This is a genomic window from Stenotrophomonas sp. YJH_SMC_127, from assembly GCF_059372445.1.
In genome coordinates, this window is the sequence record NZ_JCAFVO010000001.1 from 760,842 (window position 1) to 784,270 (window position 23,429).

Sequence of the window (23,429 nt, forward strand, 5' to 3'; positions counted from 1 at the left end):
CACTCTAACAAAGCGCGCAAGCGGCGCCGGTTCAGGTTCGCCGCGGCGGATACAGCGGCGCCAGGTCAGTGTCGGCGGTGCCCGCAGCCGCCGACCAGTGCGGTCCGTCACGGAAGACCTCGCGCAGGCGCGTGCGCAGCGGCGCCAGATCCCCCTGCCCGCCCCACCGCGCCTGCTGCAGGTCCTGTAGCACTTGACGCTGGGCTGCATGCCCAAGCCGCGCGATGACCTGCTCGATGCGTTCGACACCAGCCATCGCACACAGCTGTGCTTCCACCTGGTCGAAGCCCTCGCCATCCAGCGCGCGGCGCAGTTCTGCCAGGCCGGCACGCCCGCCCGCCGCAGTCGGCACAGAGGCCTTGCCCGCTACTGGCGCCACTGCGCGCGGGCGCCGACCTCGCTGCCAGCCCCACAGGAGAGTCAGCAGCCACAGCAACGCCAGGCCGATGGCCGCCGCCATCCACGGCCACGGACGCTCGGACAGGCCGCTGGCACGCGGATCGGTCGCGGCGATGCGGCTGTCCCGGCCATCGGCGCCCGGCAGCGCGGCATCGGTGTCGATCGGCGGCAATGGCGCCGGTGAGGCAGTGCCGGTGCCGGTGCCGGCCGCGACGGCCAGCGTCAGGTCCGGCAGCTTCGCCTCCTGCGCCTTGCCGTTACGCACATCCCACCAGGGCAGGCGCGGCCCCGGCACCACCAGCGAACCCGGCTGGCGCGGCACGATCGAATAGCGGCGGGTGATCTTCAGGCGCGGCGTGCTGCCGTTGAAGGTCTCTTCGTACTGTGCCGGTTCGGCGAACACCTGCGCATTGGTGCCGACATCCGGCACCGGCAGGTCGGTGAACTGCGCGCGCGTCGCGCCTTCGGCAACCGCTTCGACCACCACGTTGGCGGCCTCACCGGTGCGGGCACTGGTCGGCGCACTGGTGTAGCGCAGCTGCAGGCTCTGCAGTGGCAGCCACGGCTGCGGGGCCTGCGCCGGCTGTGCCTGCACCTGCAGCGTGCGGTCTGCGCCGGTGGCATTCATGCGGCCATCGCCACCGCCGAAGAAGTCGTCGAAGAAGCCACCCGCACTGCGCCCACTGAAACGGGCACCGGCCAGGCGCAACGCGCCGCTGCGCTCGGGGATCAGCAGGAAACGCCGTTCGACCACGTTGTAGCGGCGCCCGTTGACCTGGCGTACATCGGTGCGGTCGTCGCCCACACGCTGCAACGACGCGCCCGCCGGGGTATCCAGCACCAGCTCGCCGGAGGCCAGCTGCGAGGCGAAGTACAGCCGCACCACCACGCCCACGCTCTGCTGCACATACGGCGTATCGTCATCGACAACGGTTTCGATGAAGGCCATCGCATTGCTGTCGGGCCCCGCCACGGCGGCCGCATCGACCTGCAGCGTCAGCGGTGCGGTGCGCACACTGCCCACCTGCAGGCCCGGTACCACCAGCGCACCACTACGTCGTGGTGTCAGCGCCACGCCATACAGGTTGCGCTGCTGCATGCTGCCATTGCTCCATTCCACCTGGCGGCTGCTGGTCTGCCCGCTCAGGTCGAAGTCGGTGCGCAATGGCGTGAAGTCAGGGGCGCCCTGGTCGCTCTCGACATTGAGCGTGACCGTGTCGCCCATCGCGATGCGGTCGCGGTCCAGCCACGCGCGCGGCTGCGCCCAGGCCAGCAGCGGCAGCCACAACAGCAGCGCCGCCAGTACCTGTCGAGGCCAGTGCCCGTGCATGTTGATCGACCGCGTCATCGCCCTTCCCTCTTCCTGCGTTCGTTTTCCAGCTGGAACTTGGCCCGCAGCAATGCGCCCGGATCATCCGGCACACGCCGCATCCATGCCTCCACCGCCTGTTGCTCCTCGCGCTGGCGCGGCGTGCGGCCCTCACCACCCGGCACTGGCTTGCCCCCCTTGCCGGCCTCACCCTCGCGTGCCTGCTGCATCGCCTGCTGCATGCGCTGGCGCTGCTGTTCATCGGCCTGCGCCTGCGCCTTGGCATCTTCCACCTGCGGTGGTGCCTGCTGGCCATCGCGGCCACGTTCGCCAGGCTGAGGCTCCGACTGCGCGTTGTTGTCACCCGCCTTGGGCTGGCCCTGCTGGCCCGACGGCGGCTGGCTCTGGCCGGGTTGCTGCTGGCCCTGCTTCGGCTGTCCCTGTGGGTTCTGCTGGCCCTGCGGGCCCTGCGGTTGTTTCTGCTGCCCGTTCTGCGGTGGCTTCTGTTGATCCTGGCCTTGGCCGCCCCCGGATGGCCTGCGCTTGCGTGCGGCATCGACCACGGCACGGTTGGCCACCGCATCGGCCATGCCCGGATGCAGCGCCAGCGCGCGGTCGTAGGCGGCAATTGCGTCGTCGTAGTTGCCTTCGCGTGCCAGCGTGTTGGCCAGGTTGTACCAACCGGCATCGCTGTCGATGCCTTCGAACTGTCTGCGTGCAGTGGCGAAGTCGCCCCTGCGGTAGGCCTGAACCCCCTCGGCCAGGCGTTGATGCTGCAGCTGGTCGCTGCGCTTCCACAGCGTGCCCTGCGCCGGCTGCGAGACAGGCGTCGCAGGGGCCTGCGCCTGCGCGTCATTCATCCATGGCAGCAGACCCACCGCGAGCACCGCGGCCAGCACCGCGCGACGGCGGAAGGCCAGCAATGCCAGCAGCATCACCGGCGGCAGCAACCAGAAGCCTTCGTCACGCCACTGCTTGCCTTCGCCCGGCCGCTGCGCCGCCGTGCCGTCGCGCGCGTCGAGTACACCGAGCGCACGCAGATCGCCGTCATCGGCAGAGATGCGCGCATAGCGGCCGCCACCGGCAGTGGCGACTGCACGCAGGCTGCCCTCATCCAGCGCGGCCTGGCGGATCTGCCCATTGCCATCGCGGTACGCCGCACCGGCAGGCGTGCCCAGGCCCAGCACCGACACCTGCAGGCCCAGGCTGCGTGCCTGCGCCGCCGCCAGTGCAGCTTCGCTGTCCGCCTGATCGCTGACCAGCAGGATCTGCCCCTGCAACGCGCCGATCTGCCGCATCAAGCGTGTCGCCCAGTCGATGCCGCGGTCGGCACGCTGGCCATCACGCGGCATCACGTCCGGCGACAGCGCATCCAGATACAACGCAACATTGCTGCCGTCGTCGGTCAGCGGCGCCACGGTGTAGGCATCATCGGCATACACCACCAGCCCCACCTGCCCGCCCTGGCGCGCGCGCAGCAGTTCGCCCACTTTCGCCCGCGCCTGCAGCAGGCGCGACGGCGGAAGATCGGTTGCCGTGATCCGGCTGGACAGGTCCAGCACCACCAGCAGCGGTGCGCTGGCCTGGAACATCGGTTGTGCCTGCTGGCGCCAGCTCGGCCCGGCCATGGCCAGCGATGCCAGTGTCCAGCCCAGCAGCAGCGCCCATGGCAGGCGCACTCGACGCTTCGCGCCCGCGGCCAGCAGATGTGGCAACAGGTGTGCGTCCACCGCCTGCCGCCACGCATCACTGCGTCGCTGCCGGTACACCGCGAGCGCGAGGATCAGGGGCAACGCCAGCAGCGCCCACAACCACTCCGGTCGCAGGAAGTGCAATGCGCTCAAATCGGGGAGATTCGAAGCAAACGCGATCATCGGCGACGCTCCGGCCACAGCCAGGCCAGCACGCCCAGCAGCAACGCCAGCCCCAACGGCCAGGCATAGCGTTCTTCGCGCGGACGCAGGCTCGGCCCCTTCGCGGCGACCGGCTCCAGGCGATCGAGCTCGGCGTAGATCCCGGCCAGCTGCGCGGTGTCACGCGCGCGGAAGAACTGGCCACCGGTCATGCTGGCGATCTTCTTCAGGGTGGCCTCATCGACCGGATCCTGGTCGGTGGAAATCGGGATACCAAACAGGCGCATGCTGCCATCGCCGCCGAATGCAACCGTGTGGATGCGCACGCCTTCGGCGCGCGCGACTTCCGCGGCGCGCAGCGGCTCCAGCACACCGGCGTTGCTGACACCATCGGTCAACAGGATCAGCACGCGCTGTCCCTCCGGCTGGCTGCGCAGGCGCTTCACCGCCAGGCCGATGGCATCACCGATGGCGGTCTCGCGCCCGGCCAGGCCGACCACGCTGTCGCGCAGCTGATCGCGCACGCTGGCCAGGTCTGCGGTAAGCGGCGTAAGCGTGTAGGCGCGATCACCGAAAATCAGCAGGCCGACGCGGTCGCCGGCACGACGATCCAGGAAGTCGGCCAGCACGGCCTTGGCCGCGGTGAGGCGATCAACCGCCTGGGCTCCCAGCACCATGTCACCCTCGCCCATGCTGCCGGACACGTCCATCGCCAGCATCATCTGCCGGCCCTGCTGCGGCGGCGTGATGGCTTCGCCCAGCTGCTGCGGCCGTGCCAGCGCGATGCACAGCGCGCACCAGCCCAGCCATAGCAGCAGCGTGCGCAGCCACGACACGTCGACGCGGCCCCCACCGGACAGCGCTTCGAGCTCGGCGGCGGCGTAGGGCACACGCAGCGCGGCGCCCGGTTCTGCACGGCGCTTCCACCAGCGCATCAGCAACGGCAACGGCAGCGCGAGCAATGCCAGTGGCCATGCCAGCTGCAGGTCCGGCCATGGCCAATAGGTCGTCCAGAGGTTCATCGGCGGCGCTCCAGCAGCATCGCCAGATAGCGCTCGCGGGCCCAGCTGCGCACGGCCGCCACGTCGCTGCTGTCGACGCGTGGGCGATACGCGCCTTCGGCCAGCAGGCTGCGACGCGCATCGGGCAACGTGCCCTGCGGGTCTACACGCTGCCACCAGGCATCATCGCGCAGCGATTCACTGCCCGGCTTTGCACGGCGTGCGGCACGGCGCAGCAATCCGGCAATGGCCGCCAGTTCGGCCGCAGCGTCGGTGGTGGCTGCCAGTTCGCTATCGAACAGCTGCAACCAACGCTGGCGGCGACGGCGACGCCGCCACATCAGCACGGCGATCACCAACAGCACCAGCACAACCGCCGCGCCGACCATCAGGTAACCGGGGGCAGGCGGCCACCATGAAGGTGCCGGTGGCAACTGCACATCGCGCAGCGGCAGCGCGGCGCTCACGCCGGCACCTCGGTCGGTGATGGCGCCAGCCACGCGTCGCTGGGCGCATCCGTGGACAGCACCTGCACATCGACACGGCGTGCGCCGAGCTGGCGCCGCAGTTCCTGCAGCGGTTCGACGAAGTGTGCCTGCCAATGCGCCTGCACTTCACTGCGGCGCAGGTCGAGGCCGATGCGCTGCTGTGCGGTCTGGAACTGCAGCGCCGCCGAGGGGGGATGCAGTTCCAGCGGATCAACCAGCAGCACCAGGCTGAGATCGTGATGCTGGGCCAGCGCGCTCCAGCGCGCGGGCGGAATGCGGATGGCCTGCTGCGGATCGGCCAGCACCAGCATGCGTGCCCCCGGGCGCAGCACGCGACCGGCATGATCCAGCGCGCGCTCCAGGCCCAGATCGTCGGCTGGCGGCTGTGCGTACCAGCGGGTCAGCGCGTCGAGCACGCGCAGCACGCCGCGTGGACCACCTGCGGGGGCGATCGGCGCTTCGCGGTCGCTGCCACGCAGCGCACCCACGCGATCGCCACGGCGCTGCGCCGACCACGCGGCGACAGCACCCGCGCGTGCGGCCTGCACCGATTTGAAGCGCACGCGGGTACCGAAGTACAGCGCCGGCGACGTGTCGGCCACGATCAGGCTCACCCGCTCGCGCTCGGCCTGGAACAGTTTGGTATGGGCGCGGCCGGTGCGTGCCGTCACGCGCCAATCGATGTGGCGCGCGTCGTCGCCGGCCACGTACTCGCGCGACTCGGCGTATTCCATGCCGCGGCCGCGCAACGGGGACGGCGCCTGCCCTGCGTTGCCGGTGCGTCCACGTCGCGGCGGCGGTGGCCGCTGTGCCAGCCGGCGCAGCGCGACCAGTTCGGCCAGCTGCGGGCGCAGCCCGTCACCTTCGAGCGCAGACGGTGCCTGTTCCAGGGATGGATCGGTCATGCGCAGGCTCAGGGTGCCGGCACCCGGGCCAGCAGCTCCTGCACCAGGCGCTCGCCGTCCCAGCCCTCGGCGGTGGCTTCATAGCTGGGCAGCACGCGATGGCGCAGCACGTCGGCGGCCACCGCACGCACATCATCGGGGGTGACGAAGTCGCGGCCGGCCAGCCAGGCGCGCGCACGTGCGCAGCGTTCCAGTGCGATGGAGCCACGCGGGCTGGCCCCCCAGGCGATGCGGCGGCCGAGGCCGGCGTCGTAGCGCGATGGATCGCGCGAGGCCAGCACCAGTTCGATCAGGTAACGCTCCAGCGCCGGCGCCATGTGCAGGTCCAGCACTTCGCGGCGGGCGTCGAACACATCCTGCATCGGCAGCTTCTCCGGTGCCGGTGCCGCCTCGCCCAATGCACCACGGGCACGCTCGCGGGCCAGCCGCAGGATCTCCGATTCGGCGGCCTGGTCGGGGTAGCTGATGCGCACATGCATCAGGAAACGGTCCAGCTGCGCTTCCGGCAGCGGGAAGGTGCCTTCCTGCTCGATCGGGTTCTGCGTGGCCATCACCAGGAACAGCGACGGCAGTGCGTAGGTGTGGCGACCAACGGTGACCTGGCGCTCACCCATCGCTTCCAGCAGCGCCGACTGCACCTTGGCCGGCGCGCGGTTGATCTCGTCGGCCAGCAGGATCGGGTGGAAGATCGGGCCGGGCACGAACTCGAAACGGCCCTCCTGCGGGCGCCAGATCTCGGTGCCGGTCAGATCGGCCGGCAGCAGGTCCGGGGTGAACTGCACGCGGGCAAAGTCCGCTTCCAGGCGCGAGGCCAGTGCACGGATCGCCGTGGTCTTGGCCAGGCCCGGCGCGCCCTCCACCAGCAGGTGGCCGTCGGCTAGCAGCGCGATCAGCAGGCGTTCGACCAGTGCCACCTGGCCGACGATCTCGGCCGACAACGCATCGCGCAGCTGGGTGAATGCCGCATGCAGGCGGGAGGTTGCCGGCGCGGGCGGCGGCGAGACAGTTTCGGGCATCGGCGGTGGCAGGTTCATGGGGGCCTTTGACCGGCGCAGGACGGCACGGGTTCCCGACATCATCGCAGGGTGCCTTGCGATTGGCATCAAGAACGGCTGAACGGCCCATCCACGCATGGCGTGGATCTACTTGTGGAAACGAAGAAGGGCCGCGCATGGCGGCCCTTCTTCGTTTCGCGGGTGGCGCGGGCTCAGTTCTGCTTGGCCACGCGCAGCACCTTCGGGGTGACGAACACCAGCAGCTCGGCCTTGTCCTTGTTGCGGCCGCGCTTCTTGAACAGGTTGCCCAGGAACGGCACGTCGCCCAGGAACGGCACCTTGCTGATGCTGTTGCGATCGGTGAACTCGTAGACACCACCGATCACCACGGTCTGCCCATCCTCGACCAGCACCGCGGTGTTGACTTCGCGGCGGTTGATCGACGGCACGGTGCCGTAGCCTTCCAGCTGGATCAGCTGGTCGACTTCGTCCTTCTTCACCTGCATGTTGAGGAACACGCGGTTGTCGTTGGTGATGGTCGGGGTGACCTTCAGCTCCAGCACCACTTCCTTGAACTGCACGTTCGGCGTCGCCACGCCGCCAGCGGTACCACCGCTGATGGTGACGTAGCCGATCTCCTTGCCCTGCTTGATCATCGCTTCGCGCTGGTTGGTGGTGACCACGCGCGGGTTGGAGATCACCTCGCCTCGCGATTCCTGCTGCATGGCCGACAGCTCCACGTCCAGCAGGTAACCGGCATTGAGGATCGACAGCGCCAGCGAACCCGGATTGCTGGCGGCGGCGACTGGCAGGTTCCAGTTCAGGCCACGGGTGATCGCCGAGCCGGATTTCACCGGCGGCGGGCCGACCCGGCCACCGGCTTCCCAGTCACGCTCGGCCTTGGCATTGGCCAGGTCGGTCGCGACCTGCGACTTGCGGGTCTCGGCATTGGCATCCAGGCTGCCGCTGAAGTACACGTTGTCACGGCTGCCGCTGACACCGAACTTCGCGCCCAGCTCACGGGCGAAGGTATCGGTGGCGATGACGATGCGGCTTTCGATCAGCACCTGGTCGACCGGGCGGTCGATCACGTTGATCAGCTCGCGCATGCGCGCGATCTTCTTCGGAATGTCGCTGATCATCAGCGTGTTGGTGCGCTCGTCGGCCACGATGCGGCCGCGCGAGGACAGGAAGCCACTGTCTTCCTGCGAGGAACCACCACCACCGCCACCACTGCCACCACCGCCACTGCCGCCGATGCCCTTGGCCTCGGTCAGCGCTTTGAAGATCTGCGTGGCGCTGTGGTAGTTGATCTGGATGTAGTCGGTCTGCAGGTCTTCGCGGTTCTCGATGGCGATGCGCGCGTCTTCCTTCTCCTGCTCGAACTTGGCCAGTTCGGCCTGCGGCGCCACCCAGATCACGCTGCCGTCGCGACGCTTGTCCAGGCCCTTCGCGCGCAGGACGATGTCCAGCGCCTGGTCCCACGGCACATTGACCAGGCGCAGGGTCACATTGCCCTGCACCGAGTCGGACGCAACCACGTTCAGGTTGGACTCCTCGGCGATCAACTGCAGCACGGTGCGCACCGGCACGTCCTGGAAGTTGAAGGTCACCGGCTTGCCGGTGAAACCGCGCTGGCCGACGGCCTTGGCCGCCTGGGTGACGCTGCCGGCGGTGACCGCGCCAACGGCGGCCTGGGCCTGCCGCGGGCTGATCTCGACCACGTACTCGTTGCCGCTCTGGTAGGCCAGCGATTCCACTGCACCACCGGTGCTCAGCACCAGCTGGGTGCCGGCACCGGACGGCTTGGCGTCGATGCGCTGTACCGGCGTGGCGAAGTCGGTGACGTTCATCGGCTTCTGCAGGTTGGCCGGCAGTCGGGCATTGCCGACGTCGACCACAACGCTGTTGCCCTGCGTGCGCAGGTCAGGGATCGCGCCCTGCCCGTCGAACTGCACGATCAGGCGCCCGGCGCCGTCATCGCCACGCTTGAAATCGATCTTGGCCACCGACAGGCCTGCCGGCGCGGCGGCCGGTGCCACGGTGGCGCCCACCGGCTTTTCCGCCGGTGCGGCAGCCAGCGCCGGAGCACAGGCCAGCATCAGCGCGACTCCCAGCGCGCTGACACGGTTCAAGGTAGAGCGCCGGATGGGACGCAGCCCCTTGGCTTGGTGAAAGGTCATCGTGCTATCCCCAGTAAACGATCATTGATCTTCAAGCGAGAGCGTTGCCGGCCGTTCCAGCCAGCCACCCGCGCCATCCGGCACCAGTTCGATCAGCTCCACGCGGTCTTCGAAGACCGCCGTGACCCGCCCGTCGCTCTGCCCCAGGTAACCGCCCGGGCGCACCCGGTAGGTGACCTTGTCCGGCCCCATCACCAGCGCCACGGTGCCTGCACCGGTGCCGATGGTGCCGACCATGTCCAGCGCATCCAGCGGGAAGCCTTCCAACGGCTCCTTGCGCCGGTTCGGGTCCGGTCGCAATCCGCCGTTCCCCTGCTGCGGATTGGTCCAGGCATCGGTGAACGGATCGCGCATGCCCTGCGCGGAGTATTCAAAGGTCTCGAACTGCTGCATCACCGGCAGCGGTTCCAGCGGTTGCGCCGGTCGCGCACGCTCGCCTTCCACCCACTTCTCAAGGTTCGGTGCGTCGCCGGGCGTGCTGGTCACGCCACGGCCGCAACCGGCCAGCAGCAGCACAGCCAGCACCATCGCACCACGTACGGTCTGCGCGCGCATCACTTCTTGCCCTCCTTGCCAGCGTCGGCCGCCTGCTGCGCCTGCACTTCGGTCTCGTCGAGGTAGCGGTAGGTCTTGACCGTACCGGACAGTTCCAGTGCACCGCTGCGGACGTTGCCGCCGGTCTTTTCCTTGGGCTTGAGGTTGATGTCATGCATGGTCAGGATCACCACCCGCGGCAGCGAGGCCACGCCACTGACGAACGCGCCGAACTGGTGGTAACTGCCCACCATGCGCAGCTTGATCGGCTTTTCGGCGTAGAACTCCTTGATCTGCTCCTGCTCCGGCTCGAACAGCTCGTTGGTCAGGCCACTGGACAGCGCGGTCTGCGAGATGTCGATGATCAGGTCGGGCATTTCGGTCTTGCTCGGCAGCTGCCGCAGCATCTGCTGCAGCACCTGCTCCATCTGCGCCAGCTGCTGCTTCAGCGGCCCCAGGTTCACCGCGCGTTCCTGCTGCTTGGTGAACTCGGTGCGCAGCTCGACTTCCTTCGATTCCAGGCCGGCCAGTTCCTCGCGCTTGCCGCTGATCAGCAGCATCCACGCCACGAACATGATGACCAGCGCCAGCAACGAGCAGAAGACGATCTTGGCCTTCTGCGGCCAGTTGCCGATGTCGTTGAAATCCAGGTTCTTGATGTCGATCTTCTGGCTCATGCGCGGTCCCCCTGCAGCAGCGCATTGAAGGCCTGCGGCGGCTGCGCCAGGCGGCTGCCCTCAGGCTTCGGGGCAGGTGCCGGGGCCGGCGCGGCGGCCGGAGCGGCCGGCTGGTTAGGCTTGGCCGGAGTGGCCGACGGTGCAGCGGCCGGTGCGGCGGGAGCCGCTGCCGGCTGGCCCGCTGCCGGAGCCGCAGGCGTCGCGGCATCCGGACCTGCGGCCAACGGAGCCACCGGTGCCGGAGCAGCCGTCGCCACCGAGCCATCGGCGTTCAGGCCCGGCGTCGCCGAAACCTCTTCGCTCTGTGCCGGCAGCTTCACCTTGACCACGAACACGTAGGGCAGCGCCTTGATGTCGGCCAGCGGGCCGGCCTTGCCGTCCTTGTCCTTCTCCGGGTCACGCGCTTCGATGATCGACAGCTCCGGGTTGGTCATCCAGCCGGAGGTCTCCAGGTTGCGCATGTAGGCCGAAACGCGGGCGTTGGACTGGGTGCGGCCTTCCAGCGTCAGCACATCCCCTTCCTGCTTCAGCGCGGTCAGCACCACGCCGTCGGGGATGGTGCGCACCAGCGCGTCGAACAGGTGGACCATCTGCGAGCGCTTGGCCTGCAGCTCCTCGATCACCTTCTTGCGGGCCAGCAGGCGTTCCTTCTGCGCGTCGAGGCGATCAATCTCCTTGTTCTGTTCCTTGACCTTCTCGATCTCGGCTTCCAGATAGGCGTTGCGGTCCATCTGGCCGCTCACCTGGCGGTCGTAATAGAACCAGATCATCAGCGACAGCAGCAGGCCACCGACAGCGGCCATGCCCAGCATTGCGTAGAACTCGCGCTGGCGTTGCTTGCGCCGCTCGGCGCGCCAGGGCAATAGATTGATGCGTGCCATCAGTCAAAGCTCCTCAGCGCCAGACCGGTCGCGATCATCAGCGCGGGGGCATCCTGGGCCAACGCATGTGCGTTCACCTTCGGCCCCAGGGTCATCTGCGCCAGCGGGTTGGCGACCACGGTCGGCACACCCAGCTGTTCCTCGACCATCTCCGGCAGGCCACCGAGCACGGCGCAGCCGCCGGCCAGCACGATGTGATCGACGCGGTTGAACTCGCTGCCTGCATAGAAGAACTGCAGCAGGCGGCTGATCTGCTGGACCGTGGCTTCCTTGAACGGCTCCAGCACTTCCATCTCGTAGCTTTCCGGCAGGCCGCCCTGGCGCTTGGCCAGCCCGGCTTCCTCGTAGCTCAGCCCGTAGCGGCGCATGATCTCGTCGGTCAGCTGCTTGCCACCGAACACCTGCTCGCGGCTGTAGAGGCTGCGGCCGCCGCGCAGGACATTGAGGGTGGTCATGGTGGCGCCGATATCGACCAGCGCGACCACGCCGTCGATGGATACCGGCAGCTCGCTGGCGACCAGGGCGTAGGCGTTCTCGACCGCGAAGGCCTCCACGTCCATCACCTTGGCCTGCAGGCCACCGAGTTCCAGCGCCGACTGGCGCAGCTCGACATTCTCCGAACGCGACGCGGCCAGCAGCACCTGGACCATCTCCGGGTTGTTCGGGATCGACCCGATCACCTCGAAGTCCAGGTTCACTTCCTCGATCGGATACGGAATGTAGTTGACCGCTTCCAGCTCGATCTGGGCTTCCATGTCGTTTTCGTCGAGATCGGCCGGCATCGGGATCACCTTGGTGATCACTGCCGACCCCGCGACGGCGGCAGCGGCCAATTTGGCCTTGCTGCCTGAACGGTTCATCGCCCGACGGATGGCCTCACCCACGGCCTCCACTTCAACGATGTTCTTCTCCACCACCGCATTGGGCGGCAGAGGTTCCACAGCGTAATGTTCCACGCGGAAACGATTGCCGCTGCGGGACAGCTGCAAAAGCTTTACCGCAGTCGAACTGATGTCGACGCCTACGAGCGGCGACTGACTTTTTGGGATGAGCCCCACGGTTTCTCCCCTGCCGACGGGCACTTGGACGCAAGACCTGCGCCCAAGCATTAATAACGTATTCTTAGCAAATGGCAACGGCCCTGCTGTGAATTCCTTCACGGATTCACCATGCAGCCCCTGACTGTTCCCCTTGCGCTCCCCGGTGCCGACCCCAGCCGGCACCTTGCGTAATCTATACTCTGCGACCACGAAATTCGCAATCGGAATCTGAACCCGATGACTCGACTCCGCCGCTGGCTGCGCTGGATCTTCCTGATTGTCCTGGTCCTGGCGCTGATCGGCGCGGCCGCCGTGGGCGGTCTGTACTATGCCGTTTCCTCCAAGCTTCCCGACGTGCAGACCCTGCGCGACGTGGAAATGCAGGAGCCGATGTACGTCTATGCTGCCGATGGCAAGCTGATGGCGGTGTTCGGCGAGACCCGGCGTACCCCGATCACCATGAAGGACGTGCCGGAGAAGCTGAAGCAGGCCTTCCTGGCGACCGAGGACGCCCGCTTCTACGAGCACGGCGGCGTGGACTACATGGGCATCGGCCGGGCGGTCTGGCTGCTGGCCACCACCAGCGACAAGCGCGTGCCGGGTGGCTCCACCATCACCCAGCAGGTGGCCCGCCAGTTCTTCCTCAGCTCCGAGTACAGCTACACCCGCAAGCTGGCCGAGATCCTGCTGGCGCGCAAGATCGAGTCCGAGCTGAGCAAGGACGAGATCTTCGAGCTGTACCTGAACAAGAGTTTCTTCGGCAACCGCGCCTACGGCGTGGCCGCTGCCGCCGAGTTCTATTACGGCAAGAAACTGAACGAGCTGGACCTGGACGAGATGGCCTCGCTGGCCGGCATCCCCAAGTTCCCCTCGTCGGGCAACCCGATCTCCAACCCGGAGCGTGCCCGCCAGCGCCGCGACAACTACGTGCTGCAGCGCATGGCCGACCTGAAGTTCGTCAGCCAGGCCGAGGCCGACGCGGCCAAGGCCGTGCCGATGCACGCCACCGCGCATGAGCCGCCGGTGCAGGTCGATGCCCCGTACGTGGCCGAGCTGGTGCGCCAGGAGATGATCGCCCGCTTCGGCGGCGACGTGGTCAACAAGGGCTATCACGTCACCACTACCATCGACTCCACCCTGCAGACCGCCGCGAACCAGTCGGTGCGCGACGGCCTGCTGCTGTACGACCACCGCCACGGCTGGCACGGCGTGGAGAAACAGGTGCAGGTGGGTGCTGGCGAAGACGCCGCCGCCCTGGCCGAGCACCTGCGCGGCATGTACGGCCAGGCCGGCCTGCTGCCGGCGATCGTCGCCAGCACCGGCGCCGACGGCAGCGCCACCGTGGTGCTGGCCAACCGCAGCGAGATCGTGCTGCCGGCCGGTGCCGCCAAGTGGACCAACAAGACCCCGGGCAAGCTGGTGCAGCGCGGCGACATCGTGCGCGTGCGCGCCGGTGCCAAGGAGGGCGAGTGGCTGCTGGACCAGATCCCGCGCGGCCAGTCCGCGCTGGTCTCGCTGGATGCCCACAGCGGCGCGCTAAAGGCGCTGGTGGGTGGCTTCAGCTTCTCCGGCAACAAGTTCAACCGCGCCACCCAGGCCCGCCGCCAGCCGGGTTCGAGCTTCAAGCCGTTCGTCTACGCAGCTGCCTTCGACAAGGGCTACAACCCGGCCTCGATCGTGCTCGACGCGCCCGTCGTGTTCCGCGATCGCCGCGGCAAGACCTGGGCCCCGCAGAACGACGGCGGCGGCTTCCGCGGCCCGATGCGCCTGCGTGAGGCGCTGGTGCAGTCGCGCAACCTGGTCTCGGTGCGCCTGCTCGACGGCATGGGCGTGGACTACGCACGCAAGTACATCAGCGAGTTTGGCTTTGCCGAATCGGAGCTGCCGCCGAACCTGTCGATGTCGCTGGGTACCGCCTCGCTGACCCCGCTGTCGGTGGCCCGTGGCTACGCGGTGTTCGCCAATGGCGGCTCGCGCGTGGATACCTGGCTGATCGACCAGGTCAATGACCGCGACGGCAACCTGGTGTTCAAGGAAAACCCGGCGCTGGCCTGCCGCGACTGCGCCGGCAGCAGCGACCAGCCGGTCAACCAGGTGGTGGACGGCTTCAACTTCGGCGCCCCGGCCCCGAAGGTGGACCCGGCCGCTGCGGCCAAGGCCGAAGCCAAGACCGAAACCCCGGCCGCGCCGGCCAACCCCGATGCCCGTACCGCCCCGCGCGCGATCGACGCCCGTACCGCCTACCAGCTGGTGTCGATGATGCGCGACGTGGTCCAGCGCGGCACCGGCGTGCAGGCCAAGGTGCTCGGCCGCGAGGACGTGGGCGGCAAGACCGGCTCCACCAACGACCACCGCGACGCCTGGTTCTCCGGCTTCGGCGGCCCGTACGTGACCACCGTGTGGGTGGGCCGCGACGACTTCCGCTCGCTGGGCTACCGCGAGTACGGTGGCAAGGCGGCGCTGCCGATCTGGATCGACTACATGCGCACCGCGCTGAAGGACACCCCGATCGCGCAGAACGAGCCGCCCAGCGGCATGGTCCAGGCTACCCTCAACGGCGCGACCGAGTGGGTGAAGGTGGAAGACATGGACCGTCTGACCGACTACGACCTGAACCTCAATACGCCGCAGGCCGACGCCGCCGCGTTCGATATCTTCTGAGGAACGGTTTGGTGGGTGCCAACGGTCAATTGGCACCGATGCGGCTCCGGTAGACGCCAACCTTAGTTGGCGCCCCGTGCCGACCAGGGTCGGCACCTACCAGAGCGGTTGCATCCGCCATACCCACGCGGATGTCACATCCGTGCGCTAGTCTGTCGTCAGGTCGCAACAGGAGTCATCGCATGCATCGCGCCCGTCAGCATGCTGCCAGCCAGACCCGCGAGCGGCGCCACCGCCTCGCCCACGAAGCCGCCCGCCTGATGGCCGAAGGCGGCATCCGCGACTACCACCAGGCCAAGTTGAAGGCCGCCAGCCGGCTCGGCATCCACGACGATGCCTCCCTGCCCCGCAACACCGAGATCGAGGACGCCCTGCGCGAGTACCAGCGGCTGTTCTCCGGGCCCCAGCATGGCAACGAACTGCAGCGCCGCCGCGAAGCCGCGATGCGCGCGCTGGAGTTCCTGCACGGCTTCGCCCCGCGCCTGGTCGGTCCCGTGCTGGACGGCACCGCCGACGCCAACAGCCCCGTGCAGCTGCACCTGCACAGCGACGACCCGGAGGCCGTGCACCGCTTCCTGGACGAACACGGCATTCCTGCCGAGTCGCGGACGCGCCGCCTGCGCATGGACCGCGAACGCTGCCTGGACGTGCCGGTGTGGGTGTTCAGTGCCGAAGAGCTGACCTTCGACCTCGCCGTGCTGCCCTACGACGCCCTGCGCCAGGCGCCGCTGTCACCGGTGGATGAGAAGCCGATGCGGCGCGCGTCGGTGGCGCAGCTGCGGCAGGTGCTGGCCGAGGCGGAGATCACCGCGTACGTCGGCGGGTGACGGTAGCTACGGTCTCTTGGTGGGTGCGGACCGTTGGTCCGCGCTCGCCTTTGGTAGGTGCGGACCGTTGGTCCGCACGGTCCTTCAGGCGTCCGGATACCTGACCGAAGAGCAGTCGAGCCTGGCTCAAGCCCGCCTACCGCAGCTCATGCGGCTCCTTGGCATCGCCGGTCAGCAGGCGTGCCAGCCACGGCGCACCCGCGCGCCGTGGGTACTCCACCATCATCCGGGCGTGCATGTCCTGCAGGTCAGCCAACAGCCAGGTCTGGTTGTAGACGTCGCCGAACGTGTCGGACCAGGCCGTCTGTATCCGCGCGCGCTCCCCCCCGTTGAGGTTGGGCATCCTGTCCAGCGGCACCTCCAGCACCGGTGCCAGCGCCTCGTTAATGGCGGTGTTTTCCGCCTCCGCTGCGCGGAGGAGCGACAGCCGATGCTTCAGCTGCCAGCACGGGTACGGGAAGCAGCTGCCCGTGGCTTCGATGTACGACGCCATGTCGGCCAGCATGTGAGCTTTCAGCTGCCACACCATCGAACTGTCCAGCAGCTCCCGCACCCGCATCGTGCGCAGCGTACCGGCCCGGACTTCTTCCGGCGTGGTGAACGGCTCGCCGGGCGTGGTGCCGCCATGCTGCACCAGCACGATGCGATGGATCGCCTCGCCGGTGATGTTCTCCACGCGCAGCGCTGCCACCTCCGGGTGCACGCGCGGCGGCGGGACGCTCACCACCCGCCAGTGGTACCAGAGCACCAGCACCATGCCGGTCAGGCACAGCAGGGTGAACAGCACCCAGCTGTCCAGATTGCGGGTGTAGTAGAAGTACCGCGCCCGCCACAGATAGAACGTGCGGTAGCTGATGAACCGGCTTACCCATCGGTACATGGCCATCTCCTCGGCAAGGACCCCGGCGCGACGGGGTGGATTACGCGCGTCACGCCAGGGCTCCATGGCTTACCAGCCGATGCCCACACCGACGCCCATGCTGCGTTCACCGCTGTTGGTGAAGGCACCATTTAGGCTGAAGGTGGCTGAGCCCTTGTCGTTGAGTACGCGCTGGTAGCCCACCGCCATGGCCGACTCGCCCTCGGCGTAGCCCACGCCCGCACCCAGGCGGTTGTAGGTGGCCAGGCCGGCCGTGTTCATGGCCATGGCCGTCTGCGCACTGCTCATCGCCGCCATGCGGTTGAAGCGCTTGTCCATCTTGTCCAGGCGGCGCTCGACGTTGCTGATCGCACCATCGGTGTACTCGTTGGCGCGGGCCAGCATCTTTTCCAGCTCGGCGGTATCAACCTGCGGCGTGGGCGCGGGCGAGTCATCCTTTCTCGCCTTCGGCTGCGATGCAGTCGAAGCGCCCTCGCCTGCCGAAGCGACCTGCGGCGAACCGCTGGCTTCCGGGCTTGGCATGATCTCTTCGGTCGGCGCCGCCGATGCCGTAGCCATTGCACGCGCCTGCGGCTGGCCGTCCACGCGTTGCTCCAGGCCATCGATGCGACCGTTGAGCTGCTGCTGCGCGGCATGCAACTGGCCACCGTTGACCGCCTCGCGGCTGCCGGCGGCGATCAAGCCGTTGGCGACGTTGGAGATGACCATGCCGTTGGCACCCGCCAGGGTGAGCTGGGCGGTGCCGTCGCTGCGGATGGAGGGAGATTCCTGGACCACCGAGCGGAGCTGGGTTTCCACACTGTCGACACGGGAGTGGGCGGTGACTACGGCCGAGTCGAGCGTGGTGAGAGCTTCGCTGATGGTGTTCTGGTGCTGGCCCTGGACGTTGAAGCCGGGGCTTGTGGCGTTGCCGTTGGCGTCTATGTTGCCGCCGAGGGCAGACAGTGCGCCACGGAGCTGGCCGATGGTGGCGGCGTCGTTGGTGTTGCGGCCGTTAGCGACGTTAGTCAATCTTCGCTTGAGCGACGCATTGCCAAAGGAAACCACTCGGCTTTCTCCAGCAAAAGAGTATGCGCCGAGAGCGACGGACTCCATGGCGCCCTCCGTGACAAGTGCATAACTTCCCAATGCAACTCCATTGCGCTGATCCACGCTCGATCCTGCGCCGAGTGCGTAGCCATTTTCTGCGAAAGAACTGACATACGCCCCACGCCCCAAGGCAACAGAGTTCTTACCGAGTGCGCTCGTGTAGCTGCCAACAGCCGTCCCACCTTCAGATCCCATCGAAGCCTGCGCTCCATTACCCACAGCAACGCCGTAGATTCCCGCCTCGGCACGCTCCCTATTGACTTCCGAACCGACCGCGAACATCTCTGCGTGGCCCTCCATTTTCTCGATCTTTGAATTTGTTGCATGCAGCTGCGATCCGTTTACCACTTCCCGGCTCTCGGCAGACAGCTTTGCATCGGACACACCTGTAAGCTTTGCGCCGCCAAAGTCGATCACGCTGTTTGCTTTCGCAGCAGGAGCAACTCTGGATACGTTTGCATCGAGCAGAGTTTCCAAATCACTCCTGTTGCGAGCAATGTCCTGCTTCGCCGCATACAGCTGACTCCCGGTCACCGCATCACGACTACCCGCGGCAATACGCCCATCGGCGAGATTCGACAGAACCATCCCCTGCGCACCAGCCAGGTTCAGTTGACCGATTCCATCCGTGCTGATTGATGGCGACTGTTGGAACGTCGCGCGTAACTGGCTTTCAACGCCATCTACGCGACTGCCGGCCTTGATCACTGCGCCATCGAGCACAGCCAAGGCTTCACCAACATTATTCTGCGTACCGCCCTGCACGTTATAGGTTGGAGCAATGACTGAACCACTACCGTCCAGATCGGATCCGCCACCTAATGCAGCAAGAGCCTCCTCGAGCTGCGCGATTGTTGATACGTCCCCCTTCCCTATGCCCCGACCGACATTGACCAAGCGTCGCTGGTAAACATCAGTGCCGAATGAAACGGTGTCTGATTCCCTTGCGACTGATCCAGCTCCTACGGCGACCGCTCTGACAGCACTTGGTTCAGCTCTACTGTTCGCGCCAATCGCAGTCGCCTCGACTCCCGCTACGCGTGAGCCAGTACCTAGAGCAAAAGAGCCTTCTGCCCCATTCTCCACAAGCGCCCCTCTGCCAAGGGCTACAGAATTCTTACCGCCCGCGACAGCAAAGGCCCCGACCGCCGTTCCTCCCTCATGATCAGTGCTTGCCTGTGCGGAATCACCAATGGCCACACCAAAAGAGCCCGACCTTGCCGCCTCACTGAGGCTGTCAGTTCCTATGCTCAGGAATCGCCCAGCGCTTTCAATCTCCGCTATACGCTCGTTGGCCACAAACAACTGCCCACCATTTACCGCATCAGTACTGGCCGCAGAGCTGACATCCCCTGCCGCCACTCCCGATACGCGCGCACCTTCCATGTCCACAAGCAGGCGATCAGCACTGAACTTCACCACCCCATCCAGGTCCGGGTCGAAGTTGTCCACGTCCGTACGAAGCTGATCGATGTCGGCGCGGTTGGTCGCGACCCGCCTGTCCTGCTCCACCAGAGCCTGCTCGTGTGTTGCCAGCTGCTGGCCGTGCAGTACCAGCGACTGACCCTGCGTGGAAACAGACTGGTTGGTGGCATGAAGCTGCTGTCCGGTCACGACATCGGTACTGGTGCCGCTCAGCACGCCGTTGGCAACGTTGTTGACGCGCCGCTTCGCGCCGTCCTTGTTGGCCACATCCACCACGGTGCCCGCATTGTCTGCGCCCAGGCGCACATTGCCCGTGGCCGATACCTGGCTGACCAGACCACTCAACGCCGTGGCCCTGCCCAGCGCATTGTCCGCAGTAGCCTTGGCGCCGGTTGCCGCCGTCTGCGCGGCATTGGCCGCATTCTGTGCAGTGGTCACATTGGCATTGGTAGCGTTGAGCTGCTTGCCGGTCACGGCCTCGGTGCTGGAACTACTGAGCGCACCGTCAGCCAGATTGACCAGCTTGCGCTTGATGGCGCTGCTGCCGACGGAGATCTGATTGGTGTCACTGGTCTGCGACCCGTTACCCAACGCCACCGATCCCTTGTGCTGAGCTACGGAGCGATCACCAATGGCCACGGCACTCTCGGCCGAGGCCCTGGCCAGATTACCCGCGGCCGTTGCGAAGGCTGCACTGGCCTGCGCACCACGGCCCAGTGCCGTGGACTGGCCGGCGCTGGCCTTGCTCTGGTACCCGGTGGCGGTGGCATGAATTGCATCCGCCGACGCCTCATGGCCGATGGCAATGGCACGGTCACCTACCGCGCTGGCCTGCAGCCCTGCCGCAACAGCGCCATTGCCGCTGCGTGACATGGCCCCCACCGAGACGCCCGCATTGGCATTGGCAACACGGTTCCCGTCCTTGTCCACGCCGGAACGCGCGTCGTCGCCCAGTGCGAGGCTCTTGCCGTTGTAGCCCTTGGCGTTGCGCCCGACTGCGGTGCTGATGCCATAGGTATTGAACTCAGCAAGCGCACCGCTGCCCAGCGCCAGCGCTTCTGCGTTGAGTCGGTTGTTGACCGCATCAACGCCCGCCTTGGCTGCATTCGCCGCCGCCGCAGCGGCCGCCACCGACGCATTGGTGGCGTGCAACTGGTTGCCGGTGATCGCGTCGGTACTGCCCGCCGCAATCACGCCATCGGCGAGGTATTGGATCCTGCGCTTGTTGCTGCTGCTGCCCACCGACACCGTATTGGCGCTGGAGGTCACAGAGTTGGCACCAAGTGCAACAGAGTTTCCGTGCGTTGCCGTTGCCCCGCGGCCAAGCGCGGCCGTACCGCTGCTGCTTGTCTTGGCCTGATAGCCGATGGCAACGCCGTCATGCGTGGAACTGGCGCTCCCACCCAAGGCGATGGCACCCGTCCAACCGCTGGTGCCCGCGAAGGCGCCTGCACCGATGGCGATGCGGGAGATGCCCGAGCCGGACGCTGTGCGAGCGCCCCCGCCCAACGCAACGGTATCATCGCCATCAGCCGTTGACCCAATGCCCATCGCAAGCGCACGATTACCCACTGCTTGGGCAGCGTTGGCATTGGTCGCCGCGGTCCCCGTCGCCAGCAACTTCTGACTCTGGCTCACGCTGGCCAGCGCCTGCTGGGTAGCATGCAGCTGCCTGCCGGTCACTGCATCGCTGCTGTTGGCGTCGACCGCACCGTCGGCAAGGTATACGATTTTGCGCCGCATGCTGCCGTTACCGACCGACACCTGATTGTCGCCGTAGTCGTTGGAGTCAGCCCCCAGTACGACGGAATTGCGTCCGGAAGCTAGCGCACCACTTCCCAGTGCGACCGCGTTATGCGCGTATGACTTCGCATCGTTGCCCACCGCGACTCCGCCGAGCTCCCAAGCGACCGACTTGTGCCCAAGCGCGGTCGCGTATTGCCCATTGGCATTGGCCTGGTAACCGAGTGCCGCGCCGTAGCTGTTGGAGAATGCCCATACACCGACCGCGACCGCCCTGTCACGGGCACCGGCGTACGAACCGAGCTGGACGAAATCGCTGTAGGCCAGCGGAAGCGCGTTCGCGCGCGAGAACGCTCGCCCGCTGGGAGCGATGGCGGCATCTTCGTGCGCAAGCATGGCGCTTGTGTTGAACGGGCCAAAGGCAGCGTAGAGGGCATCTTCCGTCCACTCATCAGCGCTTGTATCGGAATGACCCGCTGTGGCTGCCATGACCGATGCCGGCAGCATGGCCAGCATCAGCGCCAGTCCGGGGCCACGCGACGTGTGCCTGCGCGTGCCGCGGGCTGTGGCAAGTTCACTTGCAACCACCCAGCATTGGCGGGCGGCGGACCAGAGTCGTCGATAGATCTTGTTCAAGGGATTCTCCTTAACAAACGGAACAGAAGGAACCGCTGCGGTGTAAGGTCGCAGCGGTGAGATGCACTCAGAGCGCGACGTTGTGCACGTGCTCGCGATAGCCATCGCGGGTCAGCCGATAGCGCAGCTGCAGCGTGTGGCCCGGCTGCAGGGGAAATGGCAGTTCCAGCGCGCTGCCGGGGTACAGGCTGCGCGAGACGTCATGCGCGGTGCAGCGCGCGCCATCGCAGTCAGCGATACTGGTGATGCCCACGCGTACCGTGCCGGTGTTGCGCAGCTGATTTCCCTCCACCTGCACGTCCATCGTCGATTGCGCGGGCAGTACATTGACCAGCGCGCCCCAGACCAGGCTGACGCCGACATTGGCCTGGGCCTTCTCACCCTCGCCTGCCGGGTCTGCACGTTCGGGGCCGCGCACGCCCTCGAAGTACACGCGGTATGCCGTTTCCTTTTCGACTGGCTGCAGCGGAATCACACGGATCAGCCGGTTGCCGCCACCGGCCAGGGCGAACTTTCCCGGCGTGATGGCGATTGCGGCCTCATTCGGCTCCACCTCAACCTCCTGTTCACCTGCCCCCGCCGGGTCGACGATGCGCTTGATCGATGCCTGCACGTACTGCGGTTGGGTGGACTGCGAGTAGATGCGTATCTGTGCGCCTTTCTTCGCGTCTACCGACGTACGCATGGGGTGCACGGTGAGATTGGCATGGGCAGGCAACGCCATCAGCAGTGACAGCGGCAGCAGGCAGCGGACTAGGGGTTTCATCGGGGACTCCATGTGGGGTTCAGGGCGTGACGGTGGGAACACGTAGTTCCACCTTGAGATCGCCGCTGTAGTAGCCGGGGCGCTTGGTGCTGACCGGCACGCGCGGTGTTTCCAGCGTCAATGGCGTAGGCACGCAGAACACCGGCTGCGTCATGCCGGGCAGCAACACCAAGCGCAGCCGCGCGCTGTCGATGCCGTGCAGCAGCTGTTCCACGCCGTTGGGCAGGGGCACTGCACTGCCGTTGTGATCCAGGGTGACGGTGTAGTCCACGCGCTGGCTGGCATCGCTGCCGCCATCGACGTGCCATACCGAGTAGCCCGAGGGCCCGGGAGGTTGCGTGCCGCTGTCGCGCACGGTGACGCCCAGGTAGCTGCTCTGCGAACCGAGTCCGTCGTACAGGCACATGTCGAGCTGGGTACGGCCGCCGACGGTCTGCGCGATCGGGTCGTACTGCAGGTTCAGGCCGACGTGCGGGGTGACTTGGTCGAAAAGCGGGAAGTAGATGGAGACCGCGTTGTGGTCGGTGATGGTAAAGTCGAAGGAGACCGTGTTGGTGAGCACTGCGGCCTGTTTTGGATCCACTCTGAGATCGAGGAGGAGTTCGCCCCGCCAGTGGCCGGCGACCAATCGGCTCAGTTCTTCTTGGGGAAGTACAAGCCTCACCCCGGTACCTAGTGGGGAATCAACATTGCACTGGTCCCAAGCAGCCGAGTAAAGCGGATACACGTGTGGGGTCCAGAAATCGCCAGAGCATGCGCGACCGGACACAATCCGTCGTAGCCATCCGTTCAACCTCACTTCTGTTGGAAGACCAGATCGCTGTTCGACCATCCGAAGTACGATGTCTGACGGCCTGAATGAAACACTCTCATCGCCAGAGATATTGCAGCTGCCTTGCGACGGGTCGATGTTAGATCGGCAGGTCAGGTGTATTTGTCCGAGCTTGCGGGAGACGTCGCGACTGAAGCCCAGAACAGTCCGGTCTGGCCAAATCTCGAGATCACCGGGCATGGATGATCGATCCCATGCGCGGGTGACCTGCTGGACTATCGGGCTGGGGTCGGTCTCCGGCGGCTGTTGCGCCTTCGCCCGCGGCACCAACACCACCATCGCACACATCACCGCCATCACCCACC

Annotated in this window: 17 protein-coding genes; 2 read left to right on the forward strand and 15 right to left on the reverse strand. The window is 66.8% G+C overall.

What is annotated here, in order from left to right; all coding sequences use genetic code 11:
- Positions 1-31 precede the first annotated feature (31 nt).
- The 11 genes from AC5QAB_RS03420 to AC5QAB_RS03470 all read right to left on the reverse strand — a co-directional run bounded on the left by AC5QAB_RS03420 (position 32) and on the right by AC5QAB_RS03470 (position 12,283).
- The gene (locus tag AC5QAB_RS03420) at positions 32-1,747 is read right to left on the reverse strand and encodes a BatD family protein (RefSeq protein ID WP_197561492.1); all 1,716 of its coding nucleotides are present in this window, start codon (positions 1,745-1,747) and stop codon (positions 32-34) included.
- Positions 1,744-3,582: a VWA domain-containing protein gene (locus tag AC5QAB_RS03425; protein ID WP_495233157.1), complete on the reverse strand. Its 1,839-nt coding sequence runs from the start codon at positions 3,580-3,582 to the stop codon at positions 1,744-1,746. Before AC5QAB_RS03425 ends, AC5QAB_RS03420 begins: the two co-directional genes overlap by 4 nt.
- Positions 3,579-4,583, reverse strand: coding sequence for a vWA domain-containing protein (locus tag AC5QAB_RS03430; protein ID WP_014648252.1), 1,005 nt, complete (start codon positions 4,581-4,583; stop codon positions 3,579-3,581). The genes AC5QAB_RS03425 and AC5QAB_RS03430 overlap by 4 nt, the downstream gene beginning before the upstream one ends.
- Positions 4,580-5,029 carry a DUF4381 family protein gene (locus tag AC5QAB_RS03435; RefSeq protein ID WP_014648253.1) on the reverse strand — a complete coding sequence of 150 codons (450 nt, stop codon included), beginning with the start codon at positions 5,027-5,029 and terminating at the stop codon, positions 4,580-4,582. The genes AC5QAB_RS03430 and AC5QAB_RS03435 overlap by 4 nt, the downstream gene beginning before the upstream one ends.
- On the reverse strand, positions 5,026-5,955 hold the full coding sequence (locus tag AC5QAB_RS03440) for a DUF58 domain-containing protein (RefSeq protein WP_197561494.1): 930 nt from the start codon (positions 5,953-5,955) through the stop codon (positions 5,026-5,028). Before AC5QAB_RS03440 ends, AC5QAB_RS03435 begins: the two co-directional genes overlap by 4 nt.
- Before the next feature lie 8 nt (positions 5,956-5,963).
- Positions 5,964-6,989 (reverse strand): AAA family ATPase, encoded by a 1,026-nt coding sequence (locus tag AC5QAB_RS03445; RefSeq protein WP_197561495.1) that lies wholly within the window; start codon positions 6,987-6,989, stop codon positions 5,964-5,966.
- A gap of 173 nt (positions 6,990-7,162) precedes the next feature.
- Positions 7,163-9,133, reverse strand: a complete 1,971-nt coding sequence (locus AC5QAB_RS03450) for a type IV pilus secretin PilQ family protein (protein WP_197561496.1) — start codon at positions 9,131-9,133, stop codon at positions 7,163-7,165.
- Positions 9,134-9,154: 21 nt separating this feature from the next.
- Positions 9,155-9,688: a pilus assembly protein PilP gene (locus AC5QAB_RS03455; RefSeq protein WP_005418914.1), complete on the reverse strand. Its 534-nt coding sequence runs from the start codon at positions 9,686-9,688 to the stop codon at positions 9,155-9,157.
- Entirely contained in the window at positions 9,688-10,344 is a 657-nt protein-coding gene (locus AC5QAB_RS03460; protein WP_005418916.1) for a type IV pilus inner membrane component PilO, read from the reverse strand. Before AC5QAB_RS03460 ends, AC5QAB_RS03455 begins: the two co-directional genes overlap by 1 nt.
- Positions 10,341-11,225 (reverse strand): PilN domain-containing protein, encoded by an 885-nt coding sequence (locus AC5QAB_RS03465; RefSeq protein ID WP_087923501.1) that lies wholly within the window; start codon positions 11,223-11,225, stop codon positions 10,341-10,343. Before AC5QAB_RS03465 ends, AC5QAB_RS03460 begins: the two co-directional genes overlap by 4 nt.
- Positions 11,225-12,283: a pilus assembly protein PilM gene (locus AC5QAB_RS03470; RefSeq protein ID WP_014038321.1), complete on the reverse strand. Its 1,059-nt coding sequence runs from the start codon at positions 12,281-12,283 to the stop codon at positions 11,225-11,227. Before AC5QAB_RS03470 ends, AC5QAB_RS03465 begins: the two co-directional genes overlap by 1 nt.
- Positions 12,284-12,502: 219 nt before the next feature.
- On the opposite strand from AC5QAB_RS03470, the gene AC5QAB_RS03475 reads away from it, so the two are divergent.
- Both AC5QAB_RS03475 and AC5QAB_RS03480 read left to right on the forward strand, forming a co-directional pair.
- Entirely contained in the window at positions 12,503-14,926 is a 2,424-nt protein-coding gene (locus tag AC5QAB_RS03475; protein WP_197561497.1) for a PBP1A family penicillin-binding protein, read from the forward strand.
- Positions 14,927-15,108: 182 nt separating this feature from the next.
- Positions 15,109-15,753 (forward strand): hypothetical protein, encoded by a 645-nt coding sequence (locus AC5QAB_RS03480; RefSeq protein WP_495233158.1) that lies wholly within the window; start codon positions 15,109-15,111, stop codon positions 15,751-15,753.
- A 136-nt stretch (positions 15,754-15,889) separates the two neighbouring features.
- On the opposite strand, the gene AC5QAB_RS03485 is transcribed toward AC5QAB_RS03480, so the two are convergent.
- From AC5QAB_RS03485 to AC5QAB_RS03500, 4 genes are all read right to left on the reverse strand, one after another.
- Positions 15,890-16,633, reverse strand: a complete 744-nt coding sequence (locus AC5QAB_RS03485) for a hypothetical protein (RefSeq protein WP_197561499.1) — start codon at positions 16,631-16,633, stop codon at positions 15,890-15,892.
- Between the two features lie 69 nt (positions 16,634-16,702).
- Positions 16,703-21,526, reverse strand: a complete 4,824-nt coding sequence (locus AC5QAB_RS03490) for an ESPR-type extended signal peptide-containing protein (protein WP_495233159.1) — start codon at positions 21,524-21,526, stop codon at positions 16,703-16,705.
- 67 nt (positions 21,527-21,593) lie between these two features.
- Positions 21,594-22,292 carry a pilus assembly protein gene (locus AC5QAB_RS03495; RefSeq protein WP_105164584.1) on the reverse strand — a complete coding sequence of 233 codons (699 nt, stop codon included), beginning with the start codon at positions 22,290-22,292 and terminating at the stop codon, positions 21,594-21,596.
- 19 nt (positions 22,293-22,311) lie between these two features.
- Positions 22,312-23,421, reverse strand: a complete 1,110-nt coding sequence (locus AC5QAB_RS03500; protein ID WP_197561503.1) for a CblD like pilus biogenesis initiator family protein — start codon at positions 23,419-23,421, stop codon at positions 22,312-22,314.
- Between the last annotated feature and the right edge of the window lie 8 nt (positions 23,422-23,429).